Genomic DNA, 22,784 nt, shown 5'->3' with positions numbered 1-22,784 from the left:
GGGCCGAAAGAGCCGATGACAGACCCCCAAGGTGAGATTTCCCTGGCCCCGGCCAGTGTCGAGGATCGGCTCGCGGCCGAGGCCCTGATCGTGGATGTGGACGGGTTCGAGGGGCCGCTTGACCTGCTTCTCTCACTGTCGCGCACGCAAAAGGTGGACCTGCGCAAGGTTTCCGTCATGGCGCTGGCCGAGCAGTATTTGACCTTCATCGAGAAGGCCAAGGAGCTGCGGATCGAACTCGCGGCGGACTACCTCGTCATGGCGGCTTGGCTCGCGTTTCTGAAATCCCGGCTCCTTCTGCCACCGGACCCGGCGGATGAGGGGCCTTCGGGCGAGGACCTCGCGGCGCATCTGGCCTTCCAGCTCGAGCGGCTCGAGGCCATGCGCGAGGCCGCGGCCAAGCTCATGGCGCGGGACCGGCTGGGCAAGGATTTCTTCGCCCGCGGCATCCCCGAGCAGGTGACCCGCTCTCGCCGCGTGACCTATTCCGCGACGCTCATGGACCTGATGCAGGCCTATGCGCGGATCCGGACCAAGGATGATTTCCGCCCCTTTGTCTTTGACCGCGACTCGGTGTTGACCATGGAACAGGCGCTTGACCGGATGAAGACCATGGTGCGGTTTGCCGGAGACTGGACCGACCTGTCGGCCTATCTGCCCGAGGGCTGGGTGATGGACCCAAAACGGCGGCGCTCGGCCACGGCGGCGACCTTTGCGGCCTCGCTGGAGCTGACCAAGGCGGGCAAGATCGAGCTGCGGCAGGGCGATACCTTCGCCCCGATCCAGATCAAGCGAAAGCCGGAGGCGTGATGCAGGACGACAGCGCAGAGGCGCCGAAAATGGCCCCGGACGGCCCGGAGGAGAGCCTCTTTGAAGCCCCGCCCATGGGCGATCAGGAGCGTATGGTCGAGGCCATCCTCTTTGCCACGGCCGAGCCCATGACCGTGCGCGGCTTGCAGGCGCGCATGCCCCATGGCTGTGACGCGGCTGAGGCGCTGACCCATTTGCGCAAGCGCTATGAAGGGCGCGGCGTTCATGTGGTGCGCGTCGGCGATGCCTGGGCCATGCGAACCGCGCCGGATCTCGGATTTCTGATGCAGAACGAGGTGGTTGAGACCCGCAAACTCAGCCGGGCCGCCATCGAAACGCTGGCGATCATCGCCTATCATCAGCCTGTGACTCGCGCCGAGATCGAAGAGATCCGTGGCGTTTCGGTCAGTCGCGGCACGCTGGATCAGCTGATCGAGCTCGAATGGGTCCGGTTTGGCCGCCGCCGTATGACGCCCGGGCGCCCGACGACCTTTGTCGCCACCCAGAGCTTCCTCGATCATTTCGGGCTGGAGAATGCCCGGGACCTGCCGGGCCTCTCGGATCTGCGCGCGGCGGGACTTCTGGAGAGCCGCCCGCTGCCCGGCGGCGATGCGGAGGACGAGCCGGGCGAGGGCGACGACGGTCAGGACGACATGTTCGAGGACTAGGCGCGCCGCCGCAGCGCCTCGAGTGTCATGGCCGCCAGGAGGGCCGCCGCGAGCAGGGGCAGGGCACTGAACCCGGCGTTCTCGAAAACACGCCGTCCGAGGCTGGCGCCACCAAACACCGCGAGATAGGTCACCGCACTGCTGAGCCCGAGGATTGCGCCCCGCTGGCCCGGGTCCAGCGCGGTCAAACGGCCTACGGCGAGGTTCAGACCCAGATGCTGGGTCAATCCCCAGAGGAACGCGACCGCAAGCAGGGCGTGGTAGTCTGCCGCCGCCCAAGCCATGCCGAGATAGAGCAGGACGGTCACCGCAAAGAGCGGGATCGCCGCCCGGCGCGGACCCAGCCGATCCAGCAGCGGGTCGGCCAAGGTCACAAGCCCGAAGCCCGTCCCATAGCTGAGCGCCACAAGACCCGCCGCACTGGTCGAACGCCCGAGCGTCTCGGTCACATGGGCACCGATGAAGGTGTAGCACAGGTAGAAGGCGAGCATGAGCGCGCCCATGGACAGCAGCGCCGTAAGGATGCCGGGGACTTGCAGCGCGCTGAGCGGGCTTGTTGCTGCGCCCCGCCTGGGCGGGCTCGGCAGAGCACGCAAGGCCCGGATCAGGCAGAGCGTTGCAAGCGCCATCGCGCCGTAGACCCACCGCCAGCCCACCAGATCCGCGATCAAGGCGGCAAGGGTCACGCCCACCACAAGGCTCAGGGTCCAGCCCGCCAGGACCCGCCCCATGGTCCGCGCCTCCGCCCCCTTGGGGGCAATCTGCGCTGCCAACCCGTAGGAAGAGGGCAAGGCGACCCCAGTGGCCAGCCCGCACAGTGCTTGCGCCAGCCATATCATCCAGAGCGTGGGCGCCAGCGCGCTAAGCCCCGCGCCCAAGGCCAAAGCCCATAGCGCCCATCGCAAGGCGCGATCGGCGCCGATCCGGTCCGCTTGCGGTGCGAGCGCCAGGGCCGAGGCTGCGGTGGCCAGCCCGTAGCTTGCCGAGGCCAGCAACACGTCATCCACCGTCACAGCCAGATCCGCAGCAATCGCACTCGCGATGGGGGAGAGGAGGAGGCCATTGGCCCCGATCACCCCGACCGACGCCATGAGCGTCAGAACCGCAGGAAGGGGGGCGGGGCGGGTCATGTCGGTGCAGCGCGCGGCAGGGCGCCTAGCGCGCAGGCGTGGCGAAATGCTTGGACAGTTTCAGGCCCTGACCCTGGTAGTTCGAGGCAATGCCTGCGCCATAGAGCTCGGTCGGCACCTCCGCCATGCGCTCATAGACCAGACGTCCGACGATCTGCCCGTGTTCCAGCACGAAGGGCGCCTCGTGACAGCGCACCTCCAGCACCCCGCGGGAGCCCGCGCCTCCGGCGGCCGCATGGCCGAAACCCGGATCGAAGAAGCCCGCATAATGGACGCGGAACTCGCCGACCATGGCGAGGAAGGGCGCCATCTCGGCGGCGCAATCAGGGGGGATATGGACGGCCTCGCGGCTTACGAGGATATAGAACGCGCCCGGATCGAGAATGATGCGGCCCTGATCGCTATGGACCTCTTCCCAGTATTCCGCCGGCGGATAATGCCCGATCTTCTCCAGGTCGATCACGCCCGTATGGGGTTTGGCGCGGTAGCCGACCAGCGTCCCGGAGGTCGGGCGGAGATCCACGGAAAACCCGAGCCCCTGATCGATATGGGCGGGGCCGGAGACAAGGGGCGTCTCCGCATGGCGCGCTCGCAGATCCGCATCATCGAGCACGGCTTGCCCGGTGCGGAACCGGATCTGGTTCAGCCGCATCCCCGGACGTACCAGCACCGAGAAGGAGCGGGGGCAAATTTCGGCATAGAGCGGCCCGGCATACCCTGCCGGGATCCGGTCGAACTCGGTGCCGCCATCGGAAATCGTCCGCGTGAGCAGGTCGAGCCGACCGGTTGAGCTCTTGGCATTGGCGACGGCCTGCACGGTGTCGGGCAGGTCCAGATGCTCCATCAAGGGCACCACATAGACGCAGCCCTTTTCCAGAACCGCACCCTCATCGAGGGAGATCCGATGCATCTCGAAATCCGCGAGCCGCTCGGCCACGGTGGCGCCTTCGCCCGCGAGGAACGAAGCGCGCACGCGGTAAGCCACCGTCCCGAGCCGGAGATCGAGGCTCGCGGGCTGCACCTGACCATCGGCAATGGCAGGTGATGCTGAGATCGCACCGGCAGCTATCATCTCGGACAGGGTCTGGCAGGGTAGGACGCCCGGGCTGGGCAGGGTCGGCACGGACATGGTCGCCTCCGTCGCAGCGTCCTGCGGCGGACGGCGCGCGCCGGAGCAGTGTCGAAATGGTCGGGCTAGCAGGACTCGAACCTGCGACCTTCCGTCCCCCAGACGGACGCGCTACCAGGCTGCGCCATAGCCCGACACTCCCGCGTGTTTACCCGTTTGAGCGCCGGGGGCAACCCGTATTTCGCGGCTTTCGGCGCAAGTTTTTCGGTGTTGCGACGCGCAGCCGGGTGTCAGCCGGTCTCGGCATCCGCGCGGCTCTCGGTCAGGCGCGCCTTGAGGGCCAAGAGAGCAGAAACCGATTGCTGGGCCTGTTCTCGCGAGACGGCTTTGGCCGTGGGCGGTGCCGCGCGCAGCTGGGCTGCGACCTTGCTGAGCCCGGATGGCGTCTGCGGACTTGCGCCCGGCAGGGTCGGTTTCGGCGCGGGGGCTGCGGCGCGCGAGGAAAAGAGCGGCAAAGGCGCGCTTTCGGCCTCGGGCGCCGGAGCGTCCTGTCCGCCGGTGAAGGTACTGGCGGACAGCTCAACCACGGTGTCATCTGGGGGCGCTGCGGCCTCTACAGGTGGTTCCGGTGCGACGGGGGCCTCGGTCAGGCTGCGGTCGCACATCTCGGCCACATGCTTGGCACCTTTTTCGCGCAGAAGCTTCTGCACGCCGCGAATGGTCATGCCGTCATCATGCAACAGCACCCGGATCCCGGCGAGCAGGGCCATGTCATTGGGTCGGTAATACCGGCGTCCGCCGGCGCGCTTGACGGGTTTGACCTGAGAGAATTTGCTCTCCCAGAACCGCAGCACATGGGTCGGGACGCCGAGCCAGTCGGCGACCTCGCTAATGGTCCGAAACGCGTCGGCAGATTTCTCCATCATCCCTCCGAGGTGCCGCCAGTCCAGACCATGCCGCGCTTAGCTGGCCCGGTTTCCATTCGCGACACGCTCTTTCATCAAGTGAGACGGGCGAAAGGTCAGAACCCGGCGGGGATGGATCGGCACTTCCTCCCCGGTTTTGGGGTTGCGACCGATTCGGGCGGACTTGTCGCGGACACTGAATGTGCCGAAAGACGAGATCTTGACGCTCTCTCCGCGCACCAGCGCATCTGACATATGCGTGAGGATGCTTTCGACCAATTGGGCGGATTCGTTGCGCGACAGACCCACTTCGCGGAACACCGCGTCGCTTAGGTCCATGCGTGTCAGTGTCTTGTCGGTCATACGTCCCCCCATCCATCTCGGTACGAGCAGTATGCCCGGCGCGGTTTTCGAGTCAATATCAAGGGGTTGCAGAATGGCCTTGAGAACCCGTTAAAACCGGGCCGCAAAGTGCGTTACCAGCGAAGAACCACCGATCCCCAGGCCAGACCGCCGCCGATCGCCTCGGTCACGACGATATCGCCCTTCGTGATCTGGCCGTTGGCCACGCCGACCGAAAGCGCAAGGGGGATTGACGCGGCCGATGTATTGCCATGCTCCTGCACGGTCACGACGACCCGGTCCATCCCCACGCCCATCTTGCGCGCGGTCGAGGCGATGATCCGCAGGTTGGCCTGATGGGGCACGACCCAGTTCACATCGCCGGTCCCGAGCCCGGCTTTCTCCAGCGCGGTCTCCGCGGTCTGGGCAAGCTTTTCGATCGCGTGGCGGAAGACCTCCTTGCCCTCCATCCGCAGATAGCCCGTGGTCTGGGAGGCTGAGACCCCGCCATCCACATAGAGGATATCCTTGTGACGCCCGTCGGAGTTCAGATCCGTGGCGAGGATGCCGCGATCAGCGGAGGTTCCGGCACCGTCCTGCGCCTCGAGGATCACCGCGCCGGCACCATCGCCGAAGAGCACGCAGGTGCTTCGATCCGTCCAATCCATGATCCGGCTGAAGGTCTCGGCGCCGATCACCAGCACCCGGCGGGCCTGCTCGGACACGATCAGCGCGTTCGCATTGGACAGGGCAAAGACGAAGCCGGCGCAGACCGCCTGCACATCAAAGGCATAGCCCTTGGTCATGCCAAGCCGCGCCTGCACCATGGTGGCCACGGAAGGAAAGGTCAGGTCCGGGGTCGAGGTTGCCACGATGATCGCGTCAATGCTGTCGGGCTCGATACCGGCCATGGCAATGGCGGCTTCGGCCGCGTGGGTCGCGAGATCGGAGGTCTTTTCCCCTTCGGCCGCGAAATGCCGCTGTTCGATGCCAGAGCGTGTGCGGATCCACTCATCCGTGGTGTCGACCGTCTTTTCCAGCTCGGTATTGGTCACGATACGTTCCGGCAGATAATGCCCGACGCCAATCACTACTGCGCGTTTACCCATTCGCGGACCCTGAAACCTCTTTACGCTCAATCTGTTCAGTGTCGCGCGCGCGGCCCGCGGAGGCAACCCGTGCGGCAAGACGTTCCGTGAACCCTGACTGAGCAAGGATGAAGGCCAGTTTAATGGCCGCTGCGACACCCGTGGCATCGGCGGAGCCGTGCGATTTCACCACGGTGCCGTTAAGGCCCAGGAACACGCCGCCATTCACCCGCCGCGGGTCGATCCGTTTGGAAAGACGCCGGAGAGAGGTATAGGCGAGCAGCGCCGCGATCTGCGACCAGGGGGTCTTCTTGAAGGCCTCGGTCAGGAAATCGCGGATCAGCGCTGCTGTGCCCTCGGCGGTCTTCAGGGCCACATTGCCCGTAAAGCCGTCGGTGACGATCACGTCCACGCGGTCCGACGGAATATCCCCGCCCTCGACAAAGCCCACAAACTCGAACCGGTTGTCCTCAGCCGCATCCGAGATCAGGTCATGGGCAGCCTTCAGCTCGGCGCGGCCCTTATGCTCCTCGGTGCCCACATTCAGCAGGCCGATGCGCGGGAAGGGCAGGCCGAGGCCGTTGCGGGCATAGGAGGCGCCCATAAGCGCATAGGCCAGCAGGTCCTGTTCATCGGCTTTGATATCCGCGCCCACATCCAGCATCACATTGAAGCCGGAGGCCGCGCGGGAGGGCCAGAGGCAGGCGATCGCCGGGCGGTTAACCCCGGGTGCCTTGCGCAGACGCACCATGCTCAGCGCCATCAGCGCGCCGGTATTACCGCAGGAGACACAGACCGTCGCCTCGCCATTGCGGACCGCGTCAATCGCGCTCCACATGGAGGTGGCCTTGCCGTTGCGCATCACCTGGCTCGGCTTGTCGTCCATGGTGACGACATCCTCGGTGGCGCGAATCACGACACGGTTAAGAAGCTCCTTGCGCTTGGCGACAAGGGGCGTGAGCACATCGGCATTGCCGTGCAGGAGAAACGCGATGTCGGGATTCTTGTCGGCTGCGATCGACAGGCCGGCGACGATGGCCGCCGGTCCCTGATCGCCACCCATAGCATCCACGGAGATGACGGTGCCCGTCAGCCCATGGGGGGCCGGGTCCGCTTGGCCCCCTGTCTCAGCGGGCGTTCTGCCCTGCGAGGTCCCTGAGGCCATGCGCTCTTACCCCGGTTTGCGCATTTCGTCCGCTTATGCCGCGTCGTCGTCGAGATCGATTTCGTCGGCCTGCGCGATGACTTCGCGCTCTGCATAGTGGCCGCAGGACGCGCAGACGTGATGCGGACGCTTCAGCTCACCACAATTCGGGCACTCGTTCGGGTTACCGGCGACGAGCGCATCGTGGGACCGTCGCTGACCGCGACGGGATTTTGTGATCTTATTCTGAGGGACTGCCATGTCTCAACCTCGGGTTCTGGGGGCAGTGCCCCGGTGTTCTTGGGTGGCGCGCTGCGCCGTGCGATCCGCTCGCGCGTCGGGTGTTCAGCGCAAGCTCAGAGCGAGGCGCGGAACATACTGTGATTCCGATAGGGCGCAAGTGTTTTGTGCGCCGCGTTTAAACCGTGACACGGGGGTGTCGCAAGCCTATTTCGCGCCGCTCTGGCGCTGCAGGGGGCTTATTCCTCCGCGCTGTCGGATTTCGACACCACGCGCAGGCCCTGCAGGGCCGCAAACGGGTGCGCATCGCGGTCGGTCATCGCGGCCTTTCCGGGCTCTGTGAAGACCGCTTCGCCCAGTTCAACGCCGTCCGCGCGCGGATAGAGCGGCAGGGACAGGGCCAGCTCCTCGGCCAGCAGCGCCGAAAGATCGAGGGTCGCGGGCACGGGACCGGCATTGTCATCCTCGGGCATCTCGATCTCGGCGCCGTCGGGCTCTGCCCAATCCGACAGGTAACGGCGCTCAACCATTTCCTCGATCCGGGTACTCACGGGGGCAAGCGTCACGCTGCAGGGCTGGACCACCGTCGCGCCAAGTTCGGCCTGCAGGATCCAGTCGGCTTTGCCCATGGGCTGCAACGCGCCTTCAAAGCGCACCTTGCGCAGATCGCTGAGCCCCATCTCCTGGGTCAGGGTGGCGAGCGCTGTCTCATCCGGCGTTACGGAAAACCGCGTCGGCTTGCGCGTCGAGAGATCCGCGAGACGCAGCACGGTCGGCGCGCTTTGCGGGCTGTCGGTCACCGGAGTGGGGGCAGGATGCGGACGCTCTGTCATCGGGGGCTCCTTTCGGTGGGGCGGTGGGTCAGGTTGGCGCGGGCCCGTCGCGCGCCTGTCTCGCGCGCGAGGGCAAGGGCCAGCTCACGGCCCGGTAAACTTCTGGGCGGATCGCCTCCCGCCGGGGGAGGAGCGCTTGATCCAGCGGGCAGAGTTCGGTATCGCACGAGGGCTGCTTGTAACATCTGCTCAGGGTTGTTGACGCGATTTGCACATGGGGACGTGCCAGAACACCAGATATGTCGGCTCTCGGCTCGGCAAAAGCCTTGCGGGAGTGATTCTCGTTCTGTCCCTTGTGGGCTGTTCCGCGACCTATCGCAACTCGGGCTATGTGCCCACCGAGGATGAATTGGCGGAAATCGCCGTGGGTGTGGATGATCGCAGCTCTGTCGAAGAGACTGTGGGGCGCCCTGTCTCCCAAGGCGTGATTGCCGATCAGGCCTGGTATTTCGTGGGCACACGGTGGGAGTATTTCGCCTATCGCGCGCCGCAGCAGATCGACCGGCAGGTCGTGGCGATCTCCTTCGATGATGGTGGCACGGTCGAGAATATCGAACGCTTTACCCTGGCCGATGGCGAGGTCATCCCGCTCAACCGCCGTGTGACCGACAGCAATATCGAGGGCGTGTCCTTGATTCGTCAGCTCCTCGGCAATATCGGCAATTTCGACGCGGGCAACTTCCTGAACTAAGGGGTCTGGCTCGGGCTGGTGCCCAGCTGTGCTGTGAAGGACGCGTCGAAACGCGCTCGCAGGAAGGCGTATTGCGGGGCGAAGACCTCCTGGAAATGAGCTGTGACGGCCTCGGGCACATCCATCGGCTCGCTCACATGGACCTTGCGGCGGAGGCCCCAGGGATCCTCACGCTCCAGCCCGGCGAACCGCTCGATCTCGCGCATGACGCCCTCGGGATCCGCGCCGATCTGGCCATAGGGCAGATAGAGCAGGCGACGGTCGTCGAACTGCGCGTCCCAGCGGGGGATATAGGTCTTGTAGTCGCCGCGGTTCAGGATGGCGGGGTCCTTGGCGTGGCGCATCCAGGCGCGCTCGGATTGCGGGGTGATCTTGCGACGCGAGAGGTTCATGCGCAGTTGTGAGAGCGCGCGCGCCACCGGATCGCGCAGGATGTAGAGGAAGCGGGCCTCGCGCAGAAACTTGGCGAGGAAGTCCACGCCGTCTTCGGGCAGGGTCGAGTATTCCGGGGTCACATCGAGGCAAAGCTGCCGGGCCGGGGCGCGCGAAAAGACCGCTTTGTACCACGTGCCGTTATGGGTCGGCTGGGTGATCAGCCGGTCGAGATAGGCGATGTAATCCGGATCCTGCTCAGGCTGGTTCTTGGTATGGCGCCGGATCGCGGCGTCGACACCGCGCACGAGGCCAGCCCGGATCCAGCTGCGGTTCTCGGGGCAGAATTTGTAGTCGAAGAAATGGACTTCCTTGAAGGGCGGCACCCAGATGTCTGAACGCGCCTGACAGACCCGGTAAAGCCAGCTCGTGGCGGCTTTTTGCGCGCCGATGCAGACGAGGTCGGGTTTGCGGCCGATCATGCGGGGCTCCGGATGGGACGGGGGCAGGTTACCCGTCCCGGGCCGGAGGACAAGTGGGGGCTAGCCGCCTGCGCGCTCTTCGAGCTCGAGCCACTCGTCCTCGGCGGCTTGCAGGGCAGCCTGGCGCTCGACCAGCGCTTCGGTGGCCTTTTGAAACTTCACCGGCTCGCGTGTGTAGAGGTCGGGGGCGGCGAGGAATTCTTCGAGCTTGGCGATCTCGGCGCTCAGCCGGTCAATCTCACCCGGTAGCGCGTCGAGACGGTGACGCTCGGTGAACGAAAGCCCCGTCTTTGACGGGGCGGACGCGCCCGGCGCCTCGGCCTTTGGCTGGGGTTTGGCCGCTGGTTTGGTCTGGGCGGGTCCTGCCGAAGCGGGGACTGCTTCGGCCCGCTGGCTGAGGTAATCCGACCAGCCGCCCGCATAGGCCGTGGCGCGCCCATCGCCCTCCATGGCGATGGTGGTGGTGGCGACCCGATCGAGAAAGTCCCGGTCGTGGCTGACCAGCAGAACCGTGCCGGGATAATCCGACAGGATTTCCTGCAGAAGATCCAGCGTTTCAATGTCGAGATCATTGGTCGGCTCGTCGAGCACCAGCAGGTTGCTCTCCCGCGCCATGATTCGCGCCAGGAGCAGCCGAGCCCGTTCCCCGCCCGAGAGCGCGCGCACGGGGCTGCGGGCCTGATCATCGGTGAAGAGGAATTCCTTGAGATAGCCCACCACATGGCGCGGGGTGCCGCGCACCATCACCTGATCGGCGCGGCCCGAGACGCGCATTTCCTTGTCGCCGGTCAGGTTCTCCCAAAGCGAGGCATCCGGGTCGAGCCCCTCGCGACGCTGATCGAAGACGGCGGTCTCGAGATTGGTGCCGAGGGTCACCGTCCCGGCATCCGGGGCAAGCTCCCCGGTCAGCATCTTCAGAAGCGTCGTCTTGCCTGCGCCATTGGGGCCGACAAAGGCGATCCGGTCCCCGCGCAGCACGCGCAGATCGAATGGGCGCAGGATGGTCTTGTCGCCAAAGCTCTTGGCGATGCCGCGCGCCTCGATCACCCGCTTGCCCGAGGCCTTGCCTGCCTCCAGCGCCATCTCGGCCGTGCCCTGGCGGCGGATCATCTCGGCGCGCTCCTTGCGCAGGTCTCCAAGCGCGCGGACCCGGCCCTGGTTGCGCTTGCGCCGAGCGGAGATGCCTTCCACGGCCCAGCGGGCCTCCGCCTTGATCTTGCGGTCCAGCTTGTGGCGGGCGAGGTCCTCCTCTTCCCAGGTCTTGTCGCGCCAGGCCTCGAAATCGGAAAAACCGCGTTCCTGGCGTCGCACCACGCCGCGATCGATCCAAAGGGTGGCGCGGGTCAGGGCGGTCAGGAAGGCCCGGTCGTGGGAGATCAGCACAAAAGCGGCGCGGATGCTGCGCAGATGGTCTTCGAGCCAGGCGATGGCCTGGATGTCGAGATGGTTCGTGGGCTCGTCGAGAAGCATGAGATCCGGCGCCTCGGCCAGAAGTCGTGCCAGCGCCGCGCGCCGCCGCTCACCGCCCGAGGCGGCCTCGGTCTCGATCTCGAGATCCAGTTTCAGCCCCTCGGCGGCAATATCGATGCGATAGGCCTCCGACGGATCCAGTGTCGCGCGGGCAAAATCGCCCAGCGTGGCGAAGCCCGAAAGGTCCGGGTCCTGCTCCATATACCCCACGGAGGTGCCCGGAGCGGCGGTAATCGTGCCGGTATCGGCCTCGACCTGACCGGCCATGACCTTCATCAGGGTGGATTTGCCGGAGCCGTTGCGGCCCACGAGCGCCACGCGGTCGCCCGGCTGGACCACCAGATCGAGCCCCGCGAAGACCGGGTTGCCGCCATAGCCCAGACGGATGTCGTTGAGTTGGAGAAGGGGGGGACGTGCCATGGCGCGGAGGTATGGGGACCGGGGCGCGGGGTCAATGGGGATCGTGGTTTGGAGGGGATCAGCGCGCGGCGCCTGTGGCAGAGTGCGGGAGCCTCCGGCGGGGATATTTGGAGACTTAAGTTGGCCATATGCGCGCAATTTGTGCCTTTGCGGCGGCTCGGACGTGAAGGCGGGCCATGCCCCCTTTCCCCTCCGCGCGGCTTGGACTAAGACGCGCGCAGTCCGAAACCGGAGGATTGCGCCCATGACTGCCCCTATCTCAGAGCCTGCGATAACCCCTGATCTGATTGCGGCCCATGGCCTGTCGCCAGAGGAATATGATCGCATCCTCGAGATCATCGGGCGGGCGCCCAGTTTCACCGAGCTCGGGATCTTCTCGGCCATGTGGAACGAGCATTGCTCCTACAAGTCGTCAAAGAAATGGCTGCGCACCTTGCCGACCGAAGGGCCGCAGGTGATCTGCGGGCCCGGCGAGAATGCGGGTGTGGTCGATATCGGTGACGGGCAAGCGGTGGTCTTCAAGATGGAGAGCCACAATCACCCGTCCTATATCGAGCCCTATCAGGGGGCGGCGACCGGGGTCGGGGGCATTTTGCGCGATGTGTTCACCATGGGCGCGCGGCCCGTGGCGGCGATGAATGCGCTGAGCTTTGGCGAAACAAGCCACCCGAAGACCAAATCTCTCGTGGCCGGCGTGGTCGAGGGGATTGGCGGCTACGGGAATTGCTTCGGCGTGCCGACCGTGGGCGGCGAGGTGCGGTTCCACGCAGCCTATAACGGCAATTGCCTGGTGAATGCCTTTGCGGCCGGGCTCGCGGATGCGGACAAGATCTTTTACTCGGCGGCCTCCGGTGTGGGCATGCCGGTCGTCTATCTCGGGGCGAAGACTGGGCGCGACGGGGTCGGCGGGGCCACCATGGCCAGTGCCGAGTTCGACGACACGATCGAGGAAAAACGTCCCACGGTGCAGGTCGGTGACCCCTTCACCGAAAAGCGCCTGATGGAGGCGACGCTGGAGCTGATGAAGACCGGGGCCGTGATCTCAATCCAGGATATGGGGGCTGCGGGCCTGACCTGTTCCGCCGTGGAGATGGGCGATAAGGGCGGCCTTGGCATTCGGCTGGATCTGGAGCGCGTGCCCGTGCGCGAGGCCGCCATGAGCGCCTATGAGATGATGCTCAGCGAGAGCCAGGAGCGGATGCTCATGGTGTTGAACCCGGAGCTGGAGGCGGAGGCCAAGGCGGTCTTCGACAAATGGGATCTGGATTTCGCCATTGTCGGCGAGACGATCGCCGAGGACCGGTTCCTGATCGTGCTGAATGGTGAGACCAAGGCGGACCTGCCGCTCTCGAAGCTTGCTTCCAGCGCGCCGGAATATGACCGCCCCTGGGTGCCGACCCCGGACGCGGGCGAGATGGACCCGGTCCCTGCGGTGGATCCGATTGACGGGCTCAAGGCGCTGCTGGCCAGCCCGAACTACGCCCGCAAGCACTGGGTCTGGGAGCAATATGACACGCAGGTCATGGCCGATACCCTGCGTACGCCCGGTCTGGGCGCCGGGGTGATCCGGGTCCATGGGACCGACAAGGCGCTGGCCTTCACGAGCGACGTGACCCCGCGCTATGTGCGCGCCAACCCGGTGCAGGGCGGGCGACAGGCCGTGGCCGAGGCCTATCGCAACCTGATTTCCGTGGGCGCGACCCCGCTGGCGACGACCGACAACCTCAATTTCGGCAACCCGGAGAAACCCGAGATCATGGGCCAGTTCGTGGGCGCGATCCAGGGGATTGGTGAGGCTTGCGCGGCGCTCGACATGCCGATCGTGTCGGGCAATGTCAGCCTTTATAACGAGACAGACGGGCAGGGGATCCTGCCCACGCCGACCATCGGCGCGGTCGGTCTGATCGCCGAGACCGAGCAGGCGATTGCGGGGCAGCCCGCTGGCGGTGAGCTCGCGCTGCTCGTTGGGGCCACCGAGGGGCATCTGGGCCAGTCCGCGTTGCTTGCCGAGGTGTTCCATCGCGAAGATGGCGATGCGCCGGCAGTGGATCTCGAGGCCGAGCGCGCAGCGGGGCAGTTCATCCTCGACAATCGCGGATGGATTTCGGCTTGTACGGATCTCGCCGATGGTGGGCTTGCCCTGGCCGCGTTCGAGATGGCCGAGGCCGCGGGGCTGGGCCTGACGCTGGACGCTTCGGACATGGGCGCGCTCTTTGGCGAGGATCAGGGTCGCTACCTGATCGCCTGCAGCTACGATGCAGCAGAGGCCCTGATGGTCGCCGCCGGTCAGGCCGGTGTCCCGATCGAAACCGTGGGCCGGTTCGGCGGGGAGGACGTCACGCTTGGCGGGTCCAAAGCACCGCTGGCGGAGTTGAGCGCGCTCTATCGCGGGGCTTTTGCCGAGGCGGTTGCCTGATCAAATCGACCTTTCGGCCTGCTTATCCCGTGGGCCGGGACAGAAATTCGCGCCACAGTGCGGCTGCACAAGCAACCGCCACTGGACGCACAGGCCCTGACCTTGCAGGATCAGGGTCAGCACCTTAATATACATGTACGAAAAAATCAGGATTAAGCCCATGCCGATGCTTGCCGACGAGATCGAAGCGCTCCTGCGGGAAACCTTTCCAGATGCGCAAATCGACGTTCAGGGCGATGATGGCGTCCATATGTCCGCGATGGTTGTCGATGAGAGCTTTCGCGGCAAGAACCGGGTCCAGCAGCAACGCGCGGTCTATGCGGCGCTGAAGGGCAAGATGGACGGCTCCTCCGGCGAGCTGCATGCGCTGGCCCTGACCACCAAAGCGCCTGGATGATGTTTGAGTTTGCCTGGACAACGCCGATCGTTGTCTTGTCGGGCCTGCTTGCGGGGGTGCTCCTGATCCGTGCGATCTGGGTGGTGCGCTCCGAAGAGCTCGACCCGCCGGAGCGCGGCACGGAACCAGGCAAGGGCTATACCGAAATCGAAGCGAGTTATCATTCTGGCGGACCGGGAGGGGGGCACTCCTCCATCATCCGGGTGCCCAGAGACCCACAGGAATATGCACGATCCTTCGTGCCTCACCATGCCAAAGGACAAAATGATGAGTGACGCAAACGAGCGCATCAAAGAGACCGTGACCGGGAACGACGTGGTTCTCTTCATGAAGGGCACGAAATCCATGCCGCAATGCGGTTTCTCCAGCCGCGTGGCCGGGGTGCTGAACTTCATGGGGGTGGAGTACACGGATGTGAACGTGCTCGCCGATGAAGAGATCCGCCAGGGCATCAAGGACTTCTCCGACTGGCCCACCATCCCGCAGCTCTATGTGAAGGGCGAGTTCGTGGGTGGATGCGATATCATCACCGAGATGACTCTGTCGGGCGAGCTGGACACGATGTTCGATGACAACGAAGTGGCCTATAACAAGGACGCTGCCGACAAGATCCGCGAAGCCAACGCGTAAGGCTGCGCCAGAAATCTCAAAGGGGCGTCCGTTTGGGCGCCTTTTTTTGTTGGGCCGGTGCCGGGACCGGACCTGACGCATTGTGGTGGACCGCAGCGGGGCTAGACTGGGTGCATGATCATTCTTGCCGAGAGCAACGCGCGGATCCTCGCCCCGGTCCCGGAGCTCGACTATTTCGATGTGCAGACCGCACCTCTCTGCCGGGAGGTGACGCCGCTGGCCGCGTGGAATGCCATGGTGGAAGACCCGCAACCCTTTCTGGCCTGGGCCTTCTGGGTGCGAGACCGGGTGTCGGTCCTGTTTGGGGTCAAAGCGATCGGGGGCTTCAGCGGCGAAGCGGTTCAGGAGGTTTCGCCCGGCGACCGTCTGGATTTTTTCCTTGTAGAACATGTGGATGACGAGTCATTGGTCCTGACCGAGCGCGATCGCCACCTGGACGTGATGACCTGCATCTCCATGGACGGTCCGCAGATTTCTGTGACCTCCTCGGTCCGCGTTCATAACAGGTTCGGACACGCCTATATGCTGCCGGTCGGAATTGCCCATCGCTGGATCGTCCGCGGCATGTTGAAACGGCTTCAGGGCAAGCTCGCTGGGTGATCCAGAAGCGCCTGGACGTTGAACCGCTCATGCTGCCGGGAAGGGCGCACAGGATCACGCCCTCTGCCATTGCGCTTCTAGGCGTTTGCCGTCGCGCGCAACAGCCGGGCCCGGGCCGGCGGGATTGCCCCGATCTCGAGCCCCGTAAAGACATGCAGCGTGTTGAGGTCGCGGTCCACCACTGCGTGATCGCTGACCCAACCGCCCATGAGCAGATAGGTCCGCAGGAGCGGTGGCATCGCCTGCATCGCCCGTTTCAGGTCCGGTTTGACCCGCGCGAGACCCGTGGCGAAGGGGAAGATCCGCGGTGCCTTGACCCGGGGTAGCCAGCGTTTTGGCGCCAGATGCTTCTCCGTCAGCAGCGCGAAGGCATCGGTGTATTGCGCGCTATCGGTGCCCTGAAAGGAGGAGCAGCCAAAGAGCAGCTTCACATCATGGGCATCCACATAGGCGGTCAAGGCCCCCCAGGCGATGCGCAGAATGTCCGGATCCGTGTGATCGGGATGGATGCAGAAGCGCCCAAGCTCGATGATCGGGCCCTCGAAGCTCTCCAATGCCGAAAGCTCGTAGAACTGCGCGGAATAGCTCTGCGCGATCTCGCCCCCATCGGCGAGGGGCAGGATCCTGAAGCAGCAGACCAGCTGCCCGGTTGCGCGCTCCTCCACCATGATGTGGTGGCAGGCCGTATCGAACGCATCGCGATCATAGCCCTCGGAGCGGGCCACAGCGCCCGTGCCTGCCACAAAGCTCAGGTGACGCAAGCGCTGACAGGCCGCGATTTCCTCCGCGGTTTCAGCGTGCCGCGCGGCGTAGCGGCCTTTGGTCAATCGCAACATCGTCACCTCATGGGGCCTTGGCGGTCGCGCTCCAGACTATATCTATGGTCGAAAGCTTCAATCCCGGTTGCGCGCTGCAATGGCTCTGGAACGTGACCCTATGATGAATGGACAGGAGGACCGATGGAAAAAGTTGTCAAAAGCGAAGACGAGTGGCGCGCGCAGCTGAGCGATCTGGCCTATAAGGTGACGCGCAAGCACGGCACGGAACGCGCGGGCTCCCATGAGGATTTTCCCAAGGATCCGGGCACCTATCGCTGTGTCTGTTGCGATGCGCCGCTCTTTGACCAATCCCATAAATTCGATAGCGGAACAGGCTGGCCGTCCTTCTTCAAACCGCTGGATGAGGAGATGGTGGGCGAGAGCGTCGACAAGAGCTGGTTCATGACCCGGACCGAGGTGCATTGCAATCGCTGCGAGGCCCATCTGGGCCATGTCTTTCCGGACGGGCCGCAGCCCACAGGGCTGCGCTACTGCATCAACGGAGTGGCCCTGACCTTCGATCCGGAGGCCTGAGGCCCCAAGGCCCGCCACAGAGCGGGTCCGCGCCGGGCATATATGTCCGGCGCTTCGACGTCTGCCTCAGGGCATGCGCAGGGCACCGTCCAGACGGATGGTCGTGCCGTTCAGATAGCCGCAGGTTAGGATGAAGGCCACGAGCCGTGCATACTCCACCGGATCGCCGAGGCGCTTGGGGAAGGTGACATCGGCGGCCAGCGCATCCATCACCTCTTCACCGAGCCCGATCAGCATCGGGGTTTTGAAGATCCCCGGCGCGATGGACATGGTCCGGATCCCTTCGCGCGCCAGATCGCGCGCCATGGGGAGGGCGAGCCCCGCGACCCCGGCCTTGGAGGCCGCATAGGCCGCCTGACCCTTCTGACCGTCAAAGGCGGCGATGGAGGCCGTGGTCACGATCACGCCCCGGGCGCCATCCGCATCGGGCGCATTGCGCGCCATCTCGGCGGCGGCGAGACGGGCGATGTTGAAGGTGCCGACCAGATTGATGTCGATGGTGCGCTGGAACGCATCCAGCGGGTGGGGGCCCTCGCGTCCGATCGTCTTCACGCTGGTGGCGATCCCCGCGCAGGTCACACAGGCGCTGAGCCCGCCCAGCCCGGCACTGGCCGCCGCGACTGCGGCGGCGGCACTGTCCTCATCGGTCACATCAACCTCAACAAAGAGGGCACCGGTCTCTGCCGCGAGCTGATGCCCCCGCGCGGCATCCCGATCCAGAACGGCCACCCGAGCGCCCTGTGCGGCCAGATGCCGGGCCGTGGCCTCCCCAAGGCCGGAGGCCCCACCGGTGACGAGCACTTTGTGTTCTTGAATGTCCATGGGTCTCTCCGGGATCTGAACGAGTGTTCAATTCATTCCTGATCTCACGGGCGCTGTCCAGCCTTGTCTTGCATCGGTGGATCCCCGCCTGCGCCGCGGAATGTGATCGCGTCGTGAAGGAACCGGCGGGAAGCCGCTGAAAAAGCGCCGTTATTCGGTCCCGCGTCAGCCAGAATTGGCCGATCCCTTCACGAAGTCTTGGCCGCTCTTGGAACGGCACGCAGGGCTGCCTAGCTCGACGAACAGACCGGGCATTGGGACCCGGAGAGGCAAAGGAGACTTGCATGAAACCGCAGTATTCATCGCCCGCGCTGATCAGCGCTCTGGTGATCGGGATGGGCAGCGCGCCCGCCCTCGCAGGCAGCCTGGAGGATCCGGTGATCGCGCCGCCGCCGCTGCCACCCGTTGTGACCGCGCCCGGCACGGATTGGACCGGCTTTTATGGCGGTGTGCAGCTGGGCTACGGCGATGTGGACACATCCGCCTCCGGCGTGGATGGTGATGGGGCCATCGGCGGCCTGATCCTTGGCTACGACTATGACTTCGGATCCTATGTCGTCGGGGCCGGGATCGACTATGACATCGCCGATATCGATCTGGGCTCGGCGGCCACACTTGAAGACGTGCTGCGGCTCAAGCTGCGCGCGGGTGTCGAGGCCGGTCCCGCCCTGATCTATGCCACGGGCGGCTATGCCCGGGCGGGTACGGATGACCTCGGTAGCGACGATGGCTATTTCATCGGCGCGGGTGTGGATTACCCGATCACCGAAGCCTGGACCCTGGGTGGGGAGCTTCTCTACCACGAGTTCGATGATTTCGACGGGTCCGGCGTCGATGTGGACGCCACCACATTGCAGGCACGCTTGTCCTTCCGGTTCTGAGCGACCCTCGCGTTTCGAAACGGAGGACGTTTCTCCTCCAGTGTGCTGCATGGAGCGGGCCCTTCGGGGCCCGTTTTCCTGTCCTGGTTCCTGTGCCGGTTCCTGTGTCGGGCCTGATTTCCTGCGGCCAGGCGCGTCGCGAAGGCGGGTCTTCTATTCCAACCGGAGTGCGGAGTTGCTAAAGCCCTCGCAGCCGGGCGCGCCCGGCGTAGCCCCTCGGGAAGGAAGGCAGCAATCGTGACGGCTCTGCAACTGACGAACACCAAGACACGCCGGAAAGAGGCGTTTGTCCCGCTCGATCCCTCGAATGTGCGGATGTATGTCTGTGGGCCGACCGTCTATGACCGGGCGCATCTGGGCAATGCCCGCCCGGCCGTGGTGTTCGATATGCTGTTCCGCGTGCTGCGCGAGGTCTATGGGCCCGATCACGTGACCTATGCGCGCAACATCACGGATGTGGAAGACAAGATCAACGCGCGCGCCGCCGAGACCGGTCGATCGATCAAGGAGATTACCGACGAGACCAGCCAGTGGTATCTCGATGACATGGCCGCCCTCGGTACGTTGGAGCCGACCCATATTCCGCGGGCGACGCAATACATCCGCCAGATGGTTGAGATGATCGAGACGTTGATCGCGCGGGGCCATGCCTATGCCGCCGAGGGCCATGTGCTCTTTGATGTGCGCAGCTATGACGCCTATGGCGCGCTCTCGGGCCGGTCGGTGGATGACATGATCGCCGGCGCGCGGGTTGAGGTGGCGCCCTATAAGCGCGATCCGATGGATTTCGTGCTCTGGAAGCCCTCCGATGCCGCAACCCCGGGTTGGGACAGCCCCTGGGGCCGGGGGCGTCCGGGTTGGCATATCGAATGCTCGGCCATGAGCCGTGACCTGCTTGGGGACAGTTTTGACATTCACGGGGGTGGGAATGATCTGCAGTTCCCGCACCATGAAAATGAGATCGCCCAGAGCTGCTGCGCCCATCCGGAGGGGGAGTTCGCGAAGGTCTGGATGCATAACGAGATGCTGCAGGTCGAAGGCAAGAAGATGTCCAAGTCTCTGGGCAATTTCTTCACCGTGCGGGATCTGCTGGATAATGGGATTCCGGGCGAGGTGATCCGGCTCGTGTTTCTTGGCACCCACTATTCCAAGCCCATGGATTGGACAGCGGCCAAGCGCGATGAGGCGATGGGTGTCTTGCGGAAATGGCGAGCGGCGGTTGCGGGCATCGAGCCCGCGCCCGCCGCGTCCCCGTCCGTCATGGCGCCGCTGGTGGATGATCTCAACACGCCGGGCGCCCTTGCGGCCTTGCACCAGCTTTTCCGGGACGGGGACCTGCCCGGATTGCTGGCCTCGGCGCAGGTGATGGGCCTATTGACCGACGCCATGGGCGCCTGGGCCGACGCGCCGGACGTGGACCTGTCGGGTTTTGCCACGCGGCTTGCCTCGGCCCGTGAGGCCGCCATGGCCAGCAAGGATTTCGCAGAGGTGGATCGCCTGAAGACCGCGTTGATCGCGGCGGGGGTGGAGGTGCGCATGAGCAAGGCCGGGGTTGAACTGGTCCCCGGGCCGGGCTTTGACCCGGCCAAGCTGGAGGCGGTGGCATGACCCGGGAGCGTCTCTACCTTTATGACACCACTCTGCGCGATGGGCAGCAGACGCAAGGCGTGCAGTTCGCCACCGCTGAGAAGCAGCAGATTGCCGCCGCGCTCGACGCGCTCGGGATCGACTATATCGAAGGCGGCTGGCCCGGCGCGAACCCGACGGATTCCGAGTTCTTTGCCACCAAGCCCGCCTTTGCCCATGCGCGCTTCGCCGCCTTTGGCATGACCAAGCGTGCGGGGTTCTCGGCGGAGAATGATGACGTGCTGGCCGCCGTGCTGAACGCAGGCACGCCCTCGGTTTGTCTCGTGGGTAAATCGCACGAGTACCACGTGACCAAGGCGCTCGGCATTGAGCTCTCGGAGAACACCGACAATATCCGCCGCTCGGTCGCCCATATCTGCTCTCAAGGGCGCGAGGCGCTGTTTGATGCGGAGCATTTCTTTGACGGCTATCTCGCCAACCCGGATTACGCGATGGAGACGCTGCATGCGGCGCTCGACGCGGGCGCGCGCTGGGTTGTGCTGTGCGACACGAATGGCGGGCGGCTGCCGGCAGAGATCGCCGAGATCACCTCGGCGGTGATTGCCAGCGGTGTGCCCGGGGACCATCTGGGCATCCACACCCATAACGACACGGGCAACGCGGTGGCCAATTCCCTGGCCGCCATCGATGCCGGCGCCCGGCAAATCCAGGGCACGCTGAACGGGCTTGGCGAGCGCTGCGGCAATGCCAATCTGGTCACGCTCTTGCCGACGCTCCTGCTCAAGGAGCCCTATCGCAGCAAGTTCGAGACCGGGGTCACGGAAGCCGCCCTGACCGATCTGGTCCGCGTCTCGCGCACTCTGGATGATATCCTCAACCGGGTGCCCACCAAGAGCGCGCCCTATGTGGGCGCCTCCGCCTTTGCCCATAAGGCGGGCCTGCATGCCTCGGCGATCCTGAAGGATCCCAGCACCTACGAGCATATTGCGCCGGAGGCTGTGGGGAATGCCCGCGTCATCCCCATGTCGAACCAGGCCGGGCAGTCCAACCTGCGCAAGCGGCTGGCGGATGCGGGGATCGAGATCGCCAAGGGAGATCCGCGGCTCGGCGGACTTCTCGACGAGGTCAAGCGGCGCGAGGATATGGGCTATGCCTTTGACAGCGCGCAGGCCAGTTTCGAGCTGCTGGCGCGCCGCCATCTGGAGGGGCTGCCGGAGTTCTTCGAGGTCAAGCGCTACCGGGTGACGGTGGAGCGGCGCAAGAACAAGTACAACCAGATGGTCAGCCTGTCGGAGGCGGTAGTGGTCCTCAAGATCGGCGATCAGAAGATGCTCTCCGTGTCGGAATCCATGGATGAGACCGGCCGAGATCGCGGCCCGGTGAACGCGCTGGCCAAGGCGCTCGGCAAGGATCTGGGGCCCTATACGCGCTTTATCGAGGATCTGAAGCTCGTGGATTTCAAGGTGCGCATCACCAATGGCGGCACCGAAGCCGTGACCCGTGTCCTGATCGACAGCGAGGACGGGCAGGGGCGGCGCTGGTCCACTGTGGGAGTGTCCGCGAACATCGTGGATGCAAGCTTCGAGGCGCTGGTCGAGGCGATCCAGTGGAAGCTGATCCGCGATGGGGCCACGTCTCAGGCGCTGGCCGCAGAATGACGCTCAACGCCTGTGCTGCGCTGGTCGAGCGGGGGGATCCGGATCGGTTTGCCTCCGTCATGGCATCGCCCGTGGCGGCGCGCGCGGTGCTCTTCCCGGTCTATGCCTTCAATCTGGAGGTCAGCCGCGCGCCCTGGGTGACCGAGGAGGCGATGATCGCCGAGATGCGCCTGCAATGGTGGCGTGACACGCTGGAAGAGATCGGGCAAGGGGCTGAGCCGCGCGCCCATGAGGTGGTCGCCCCGCTGAACGCTGTGCTGGATGCCGAGGCGACCGAGGTGCTCGACAAGCTGATCGTTGCCCGTCGTTGGGAGATCTATCGCGACCCGTTCGAAGATGCCGCGGCGTTGAACACCTATCTCGAAGACACCGGGGCCGGGCTGGTCTGGACCATCGGGCGGCTTTTGGGCGCAGGGCCCGAGGCCGAGGCGCCCTTGCGCGCCCAAGGCTGGGCGGCCGCCCTCGCGAGGTACTTGCAGGCCGTGCCGGAGCTCGAGGCGCGCAATCGGATCCCCCTTGTGGATGGGCGCAGCGCGGCTGTGGCCGATCTGGCACGGGCGGGATTGGCGCGGCTGGCCGAGGCGCGCAAGGCGCGTCGGGACGTGCCCAAACCCGCGCTGCCCGCGCTTTTGGCCGGATGGCAGGCGGAGGCGATCCTGCAGCAAGCCGCCGCAGAGCCTGAGGCGGTTGCGGCGGGCGATCTGGGCGGGTCGGAGTTTGGAAAACGTGCGCGGTTGGCCTGGATCAGCAGCACGGGCCGCTGGTAGGGCCCTCGAC

Annotated in this window: 25 protein-coding genes and 1 tRNA gene; 13 read left to right on the top strand and 13 right to left on the bottom strand. The window is 65.2% G+C overall.

Annotation, left to right across the window (positions count from 1 at the left end; all coding sequences use genetic code 11):
* The first annotated feature begins 15 nt into the window (after positions 1-15).
* Together ACP153_RS07455 and scpB are read left to right on the top strand one after the other, a co-directional pair.
* Complete coding sequence (locus tag ACP153_RS07455) at positions 16-810, top strand: segregation and condensation protein A (protein WP_424970346.1); 795 nt, start codon at positions 16-18, stop codon at positions 808-810.
* On the top strand, positions 810-1,478 hold the full coding sequence (gene scpB / locus ACP153_RS07450; protein WP_424970345.1) for an SMC-Scp complex subunit ScpB: 669 nt from the start codon (positions 810-812) through the stop codon (positions 1,476-1,478). The genes ACP153_RS07455 and scpB overlap by 1 nt, the downstream gene beginning before the upstream one ends.
* Here scpB and ACP153_RS07445 read toward each other — a convergent pair.
* From ACP153_RS07445 to ACP153_RS07405, 9 genes are all read right to left on the bottom strand, one after another.
* Positions 1,475-2,608: an MFS transporter gene (locus ACP153_RS07445; protein ID WP_424970344.1), complete on the bottom strand. Its 1,134-nt coding sequence runs from the start codon at positions 2,606-2,608 to the stop codon at positions 1,475-1,477. The two genes, scpB and ACP153_RS07445, sit on opposite strands and share 4 nt — an antisense overlap.
* 25 nt (positions 2,609-2,633) lie before the next feature.
* Positions 2,634-3,737: a 2'-deoxycytidine 5'-triphosphate deaminase gene (locus ACP153_RS07440; protein WP_424970343.1), complete on the bottom strand. Its 1,104-nt coding sequence runs from the start codon at positions 3,735-3,737 to the stop codon at positions 2,634-2,636.
* Positions 3,738-3,794: 57 nt separating this feature from the next.
* A tRNA-Pro gene (locus ACP153_RS07435) sits at positions 3,795-3,871 on the bottom strand.
* A gap of 96 nt (positions 3,872-3,967) precedes the next feature.
* The gene (locus ACP153_RS07430) at positions 3,968-4,600 is read right to left on the bottom strand and encodes a MerR family transcriptional regulator (RefSeq protein WP_424970342.1); all 633 of its coding nucleotides are present in this window, start codon (positions 4,598-4,600) and stop codon (positions 3,968-3,970) included.
* Positions 4,601-4,639: 39 nt separating this feature from the next.
* Complete coding sequence (gene ihfA / locus ACP153_RS07425; RefSeq protein ID WP_424967617.1) at positions 4,640-4,945, bottom strand: integration host factor subunit alpha; 306 nt, start codon at positions 4,943-4,945, stop codon at positions 4,640-4,642.
* Between the two features lie 113 nt (positions 4,946-5,058).
* Positions 5,059-6,033, bottom strand: a complete 975-nt coding sequence (locus ACP153_RS07420; RefSeq protein ID WP_424970341.1) for a beta-ketoacyl-ACP synthase III — start codon at positions 6,031-6,033, stop codon at positions 5,059-5,061.
* On the bottom strand, positions 6,026-7,177 hold the full coding sequence (gene plsX / locus ACP153_RS07415; protein WP_424970340.1) for a phosphate acyltransferase PlsX: 1,152 nt from the start codon (positions 7,175-7,177) through the stop codon (positions 6,026-6,028). Before plsX ends, ACP153_RS07420 begins: the two co-directional genes overlap by 8 nt.
* Before the next feature lie 33 nt (positions 7,178-7,210).
* Positions 7,211-7,417: a 50S ribosomal protein L32 gene (gene rpmF, locus ACP153_RS07410; RefSeq protein WP_424967620.1), complete on the bottom strand. Its 207-nt coding sequence runs from the start codon at positions 7,415-7,417 to the stop codon at positions 7,211-7,213.
* A 218-nt stretch (positions 7,418-7,635) separates the two neighbouring features.
* On the bottom strand, positions 7,636-8,229 hold the full coding sequence (locus ACP153_RS07405; RefSeq protein ID WP_424970339.1) for a YceD family protein: 594 nt from the start codon (positions 8,227-8,229) through the stop codon (positions 7,636-7,638).
* A 274-nt stretch (positions 8,230-8,503) separates the two neighbouring features.
* Between ACP153_RS07405 and ACP153_RS07400 the strand changes: the two genes are divergently transcribed.
* On the top strand, positions 8,504-8,920 hold the full coding sequence (locus ACP153_RS07400; RefSeq protein ID WP_424970338.1) for an outer membrane protein assembly factor BamE: 417 nt from the start codon (positions 8,504-8,506) through the stop codon (positions 8,918-8,920).
* Here the strand turns inward: ACP153_RS07400 and ACP153_RS07395 are convergent.
* Positions 8,917-9,774: a sulfotransferase family protein gene (locus ACP153_RS07395; RefSeq protein ID WP_424970337.1), complete on the bottom strand. Its 858-nt coding sequence runs from the start codon at positions 9,772-9,774 to the stop codon at positions 8,917-8,919. The genes ACP153_RS07400 and ACP153_RS07395 overlap by 4 nt on opposite strands.
* Before the next feature lie 60 nt (positions 9,775-9,834).
* On the bottom strand, positions 9,835-11,664 hold the full coding sequence (locus ACP153_RS07390; RefSeq protein ID WP_424970336.1) for an ABC-F family ATP-binding cassette domain-containing protein: 1,830 nt from the start codon (positions 11,662-11,664) through the stop codon (positions 9,835-9,837).
* 256 nt (positions 11,665-11,920) lie between these two features.
* On the opposite strand from ACP153_RS07390, the gene purL reads away from it, so the two are divergent.
* From purL to ACP153_RS07365, 5 genes are all read left to right on the top strand, one after another.
* Positions 11,921-14,080 (top strand): phosphoribosylformylglycinamidine synthase subunit PurL, encoded by a 2,160-nt coding sequence (gene purL / locus ACP153_RS07385; RefSeq protein WP_424970764.1) that lies wholly within the window; start codon positions 11,921-11,923, stop codon positions 14,078-14,080.
* Between the two features lie 160 nt (positions 14,081-14,240).
* Complete coding sequence (locus ACP153_RS07380; protein WP_424970335.1) at positions 14,241-14,477, top strand: BolA/IbaG family iron-sulfur metabolism protein; 237 nt, start codon at positions 14,241-14,243, stop codon at positions 14,475-14,477.
* Positions 14,474-14,752: a hypothetical protein gene (locus ACP153_RS07375; RefSeq protein WP_424970334.1), complete on the top strand. Its 279-nt coding sequence runs from the start codon at positions 14,474-14,476 to the stop codon at positions 14,750-14,752. The genes ACP153_RS07380 and ACP153_RS07375 overlap by 4 nt, the downstream gene beginning before the upstream one ends.
* Positions 14,745-15,107: a Grx4 family monothiol glutaredoxin gene (gene grxD / locus ACP153_RS07370; RefSeq protein WP_424970333.1), complete on the top strand. Its 363-nt coding sequence runs from the start codon at positions 14,745-14,747 to the stop codon at positions 15,105-15,107. Before ACP153_RS07375 ends, grxD begins: the two co-directional genes overlap by 8 nt.
* A gap of 114 nt (positions 15,108-15,221) precedes the next feature.
* Entirely contained in the window at positions 15,222-15,707 is a 486-nt protein-coding gene (locus tag ACP153_RS07365; RefSeq protein ID WP_424970332.1) for a DUF2867 domain-containing protein, read from the top strand.
* Positions 15,708-15,784: 77 nt separating this feature from the next.
* On the opposite strand, the gene ACP153_RS07360 is transcribed toward ACP153_RS07365, so the two are convergent.
* Positions 15,785-16,543 carry a GNAT family N-acetyltransferase gene (locus tag ACP153_RS07360; RefSeq protein WP_424970331.1) on the bottom strand — a complete coding sequence of 253 codons (759 nt, stop codon included), beginning with the start codon at positions 16,541-16,543 and terminating at the stop codon, positions 15,785-15,787.
* 123 nt (positions 16,544-16,666) lie between these two features.
* Here ACP153_RS07360 and msrB point away from each other — a divergent pair, with 123 nt between their 5' ends.
* Complete coding sequence (gene msrB, locus ACP153_RS07355) at positions 16,667-17,059, top strand: peptide-methionine (R)-S-oxide reductase MsrB (protein ID WP_424970330.1); 393 nt, start codon at positions 16,667-16,669, stop codon at positions 17,057-17,059.
* A 66-nt stretch (positions 17,060-17,125) separates the two neighbouring features.
* Here msrB and ACP153_RS07350 read toward each other — a convergent pair whose 3' ends face one another.
* Positions 17,126-17,881: an SDR family NAD(P)-dependent oxidoreductase gene (locus tag ACP153_RS07350; RefSeq protein ID WP_424970329.1), complete on the bottom strand. Its 756-nt coding sequence runs from the start codon at positions 17,879-17,881 to the stop codon at positions 17,126-17,128.
* 284 nt (positions 17,882-18,165) lie between these two features.
* Between ACP153_RS07350 and ACP153_RS07345 the strand changes: the two genes are divergently transcribed.
* The 4 genes from ACP153_RS07345 (at position 18,166) to ACP153_RS07330 (ending at position 22,774) form a co-directional block, all read left to right on the top strand.
* A complete protein-coding gene (locus ACP153_RS07345) occupies positions 18,166-18,762 on the top strand; it encodes an outer membrane protein (RefSeq protein WP_424970328.1) in 597 nt (198 codons plus the stop codon).
* A 237-nt stretch (positions 18,763-18,999) separates the two neighbouring features.
* Positions 19,000-20,370, top strand: a complete 1,371-nt coding sequence (gene cysS, locus ACP153_RS07340; RefSeq protein WP_424970327.1) for a cysteine--tRNA ligase — start codon at positions 19,000-19,002, stop codon at positions 20,368-20,370.
* Positions 20,367-22,007: a citramalate synthase gene (gene cimA, locus ACP153_RS07335; RefSeq protein WP_424970326.1), complete on the top strand. Its 1,641-nt coding sequence runs from the start codon at positions 20,367-20,369 to the stop codon at positions 22,005-22,007. The genes cysS and cimA overlap by 4 nt, the downstream gene beginning before the upstream one ends.
* Entirely contained in the window at positions 22,004-22,774 is a 771-nt protein-coding gene (locus tag ACP153_RS07330; protein ID WP_424970325.1) for a squalene/phytoene synthase family protein, read from the top strand. Before cimA ends, ACP153_RS07330 begins: the two co-directional genes overlap by 4 nt.
* Positions 22,775-22,784: the final 10 nt, after the last annotated feature.

This window comes from Dinoroseobacter sp. S76 (assembly GCF_049801095.1).
Lineage (GTDB): Bacteria > Pseudomonadota > Alphaproteobacteria > Rhodobacterales > Rhodobacteraceae > Dinoroseobacter.
The sequence above is the reverse complement of the archived record's forward strand: the minus strand, read 5'-3'. Positions and strand labels throughout refer to the sequence as shown.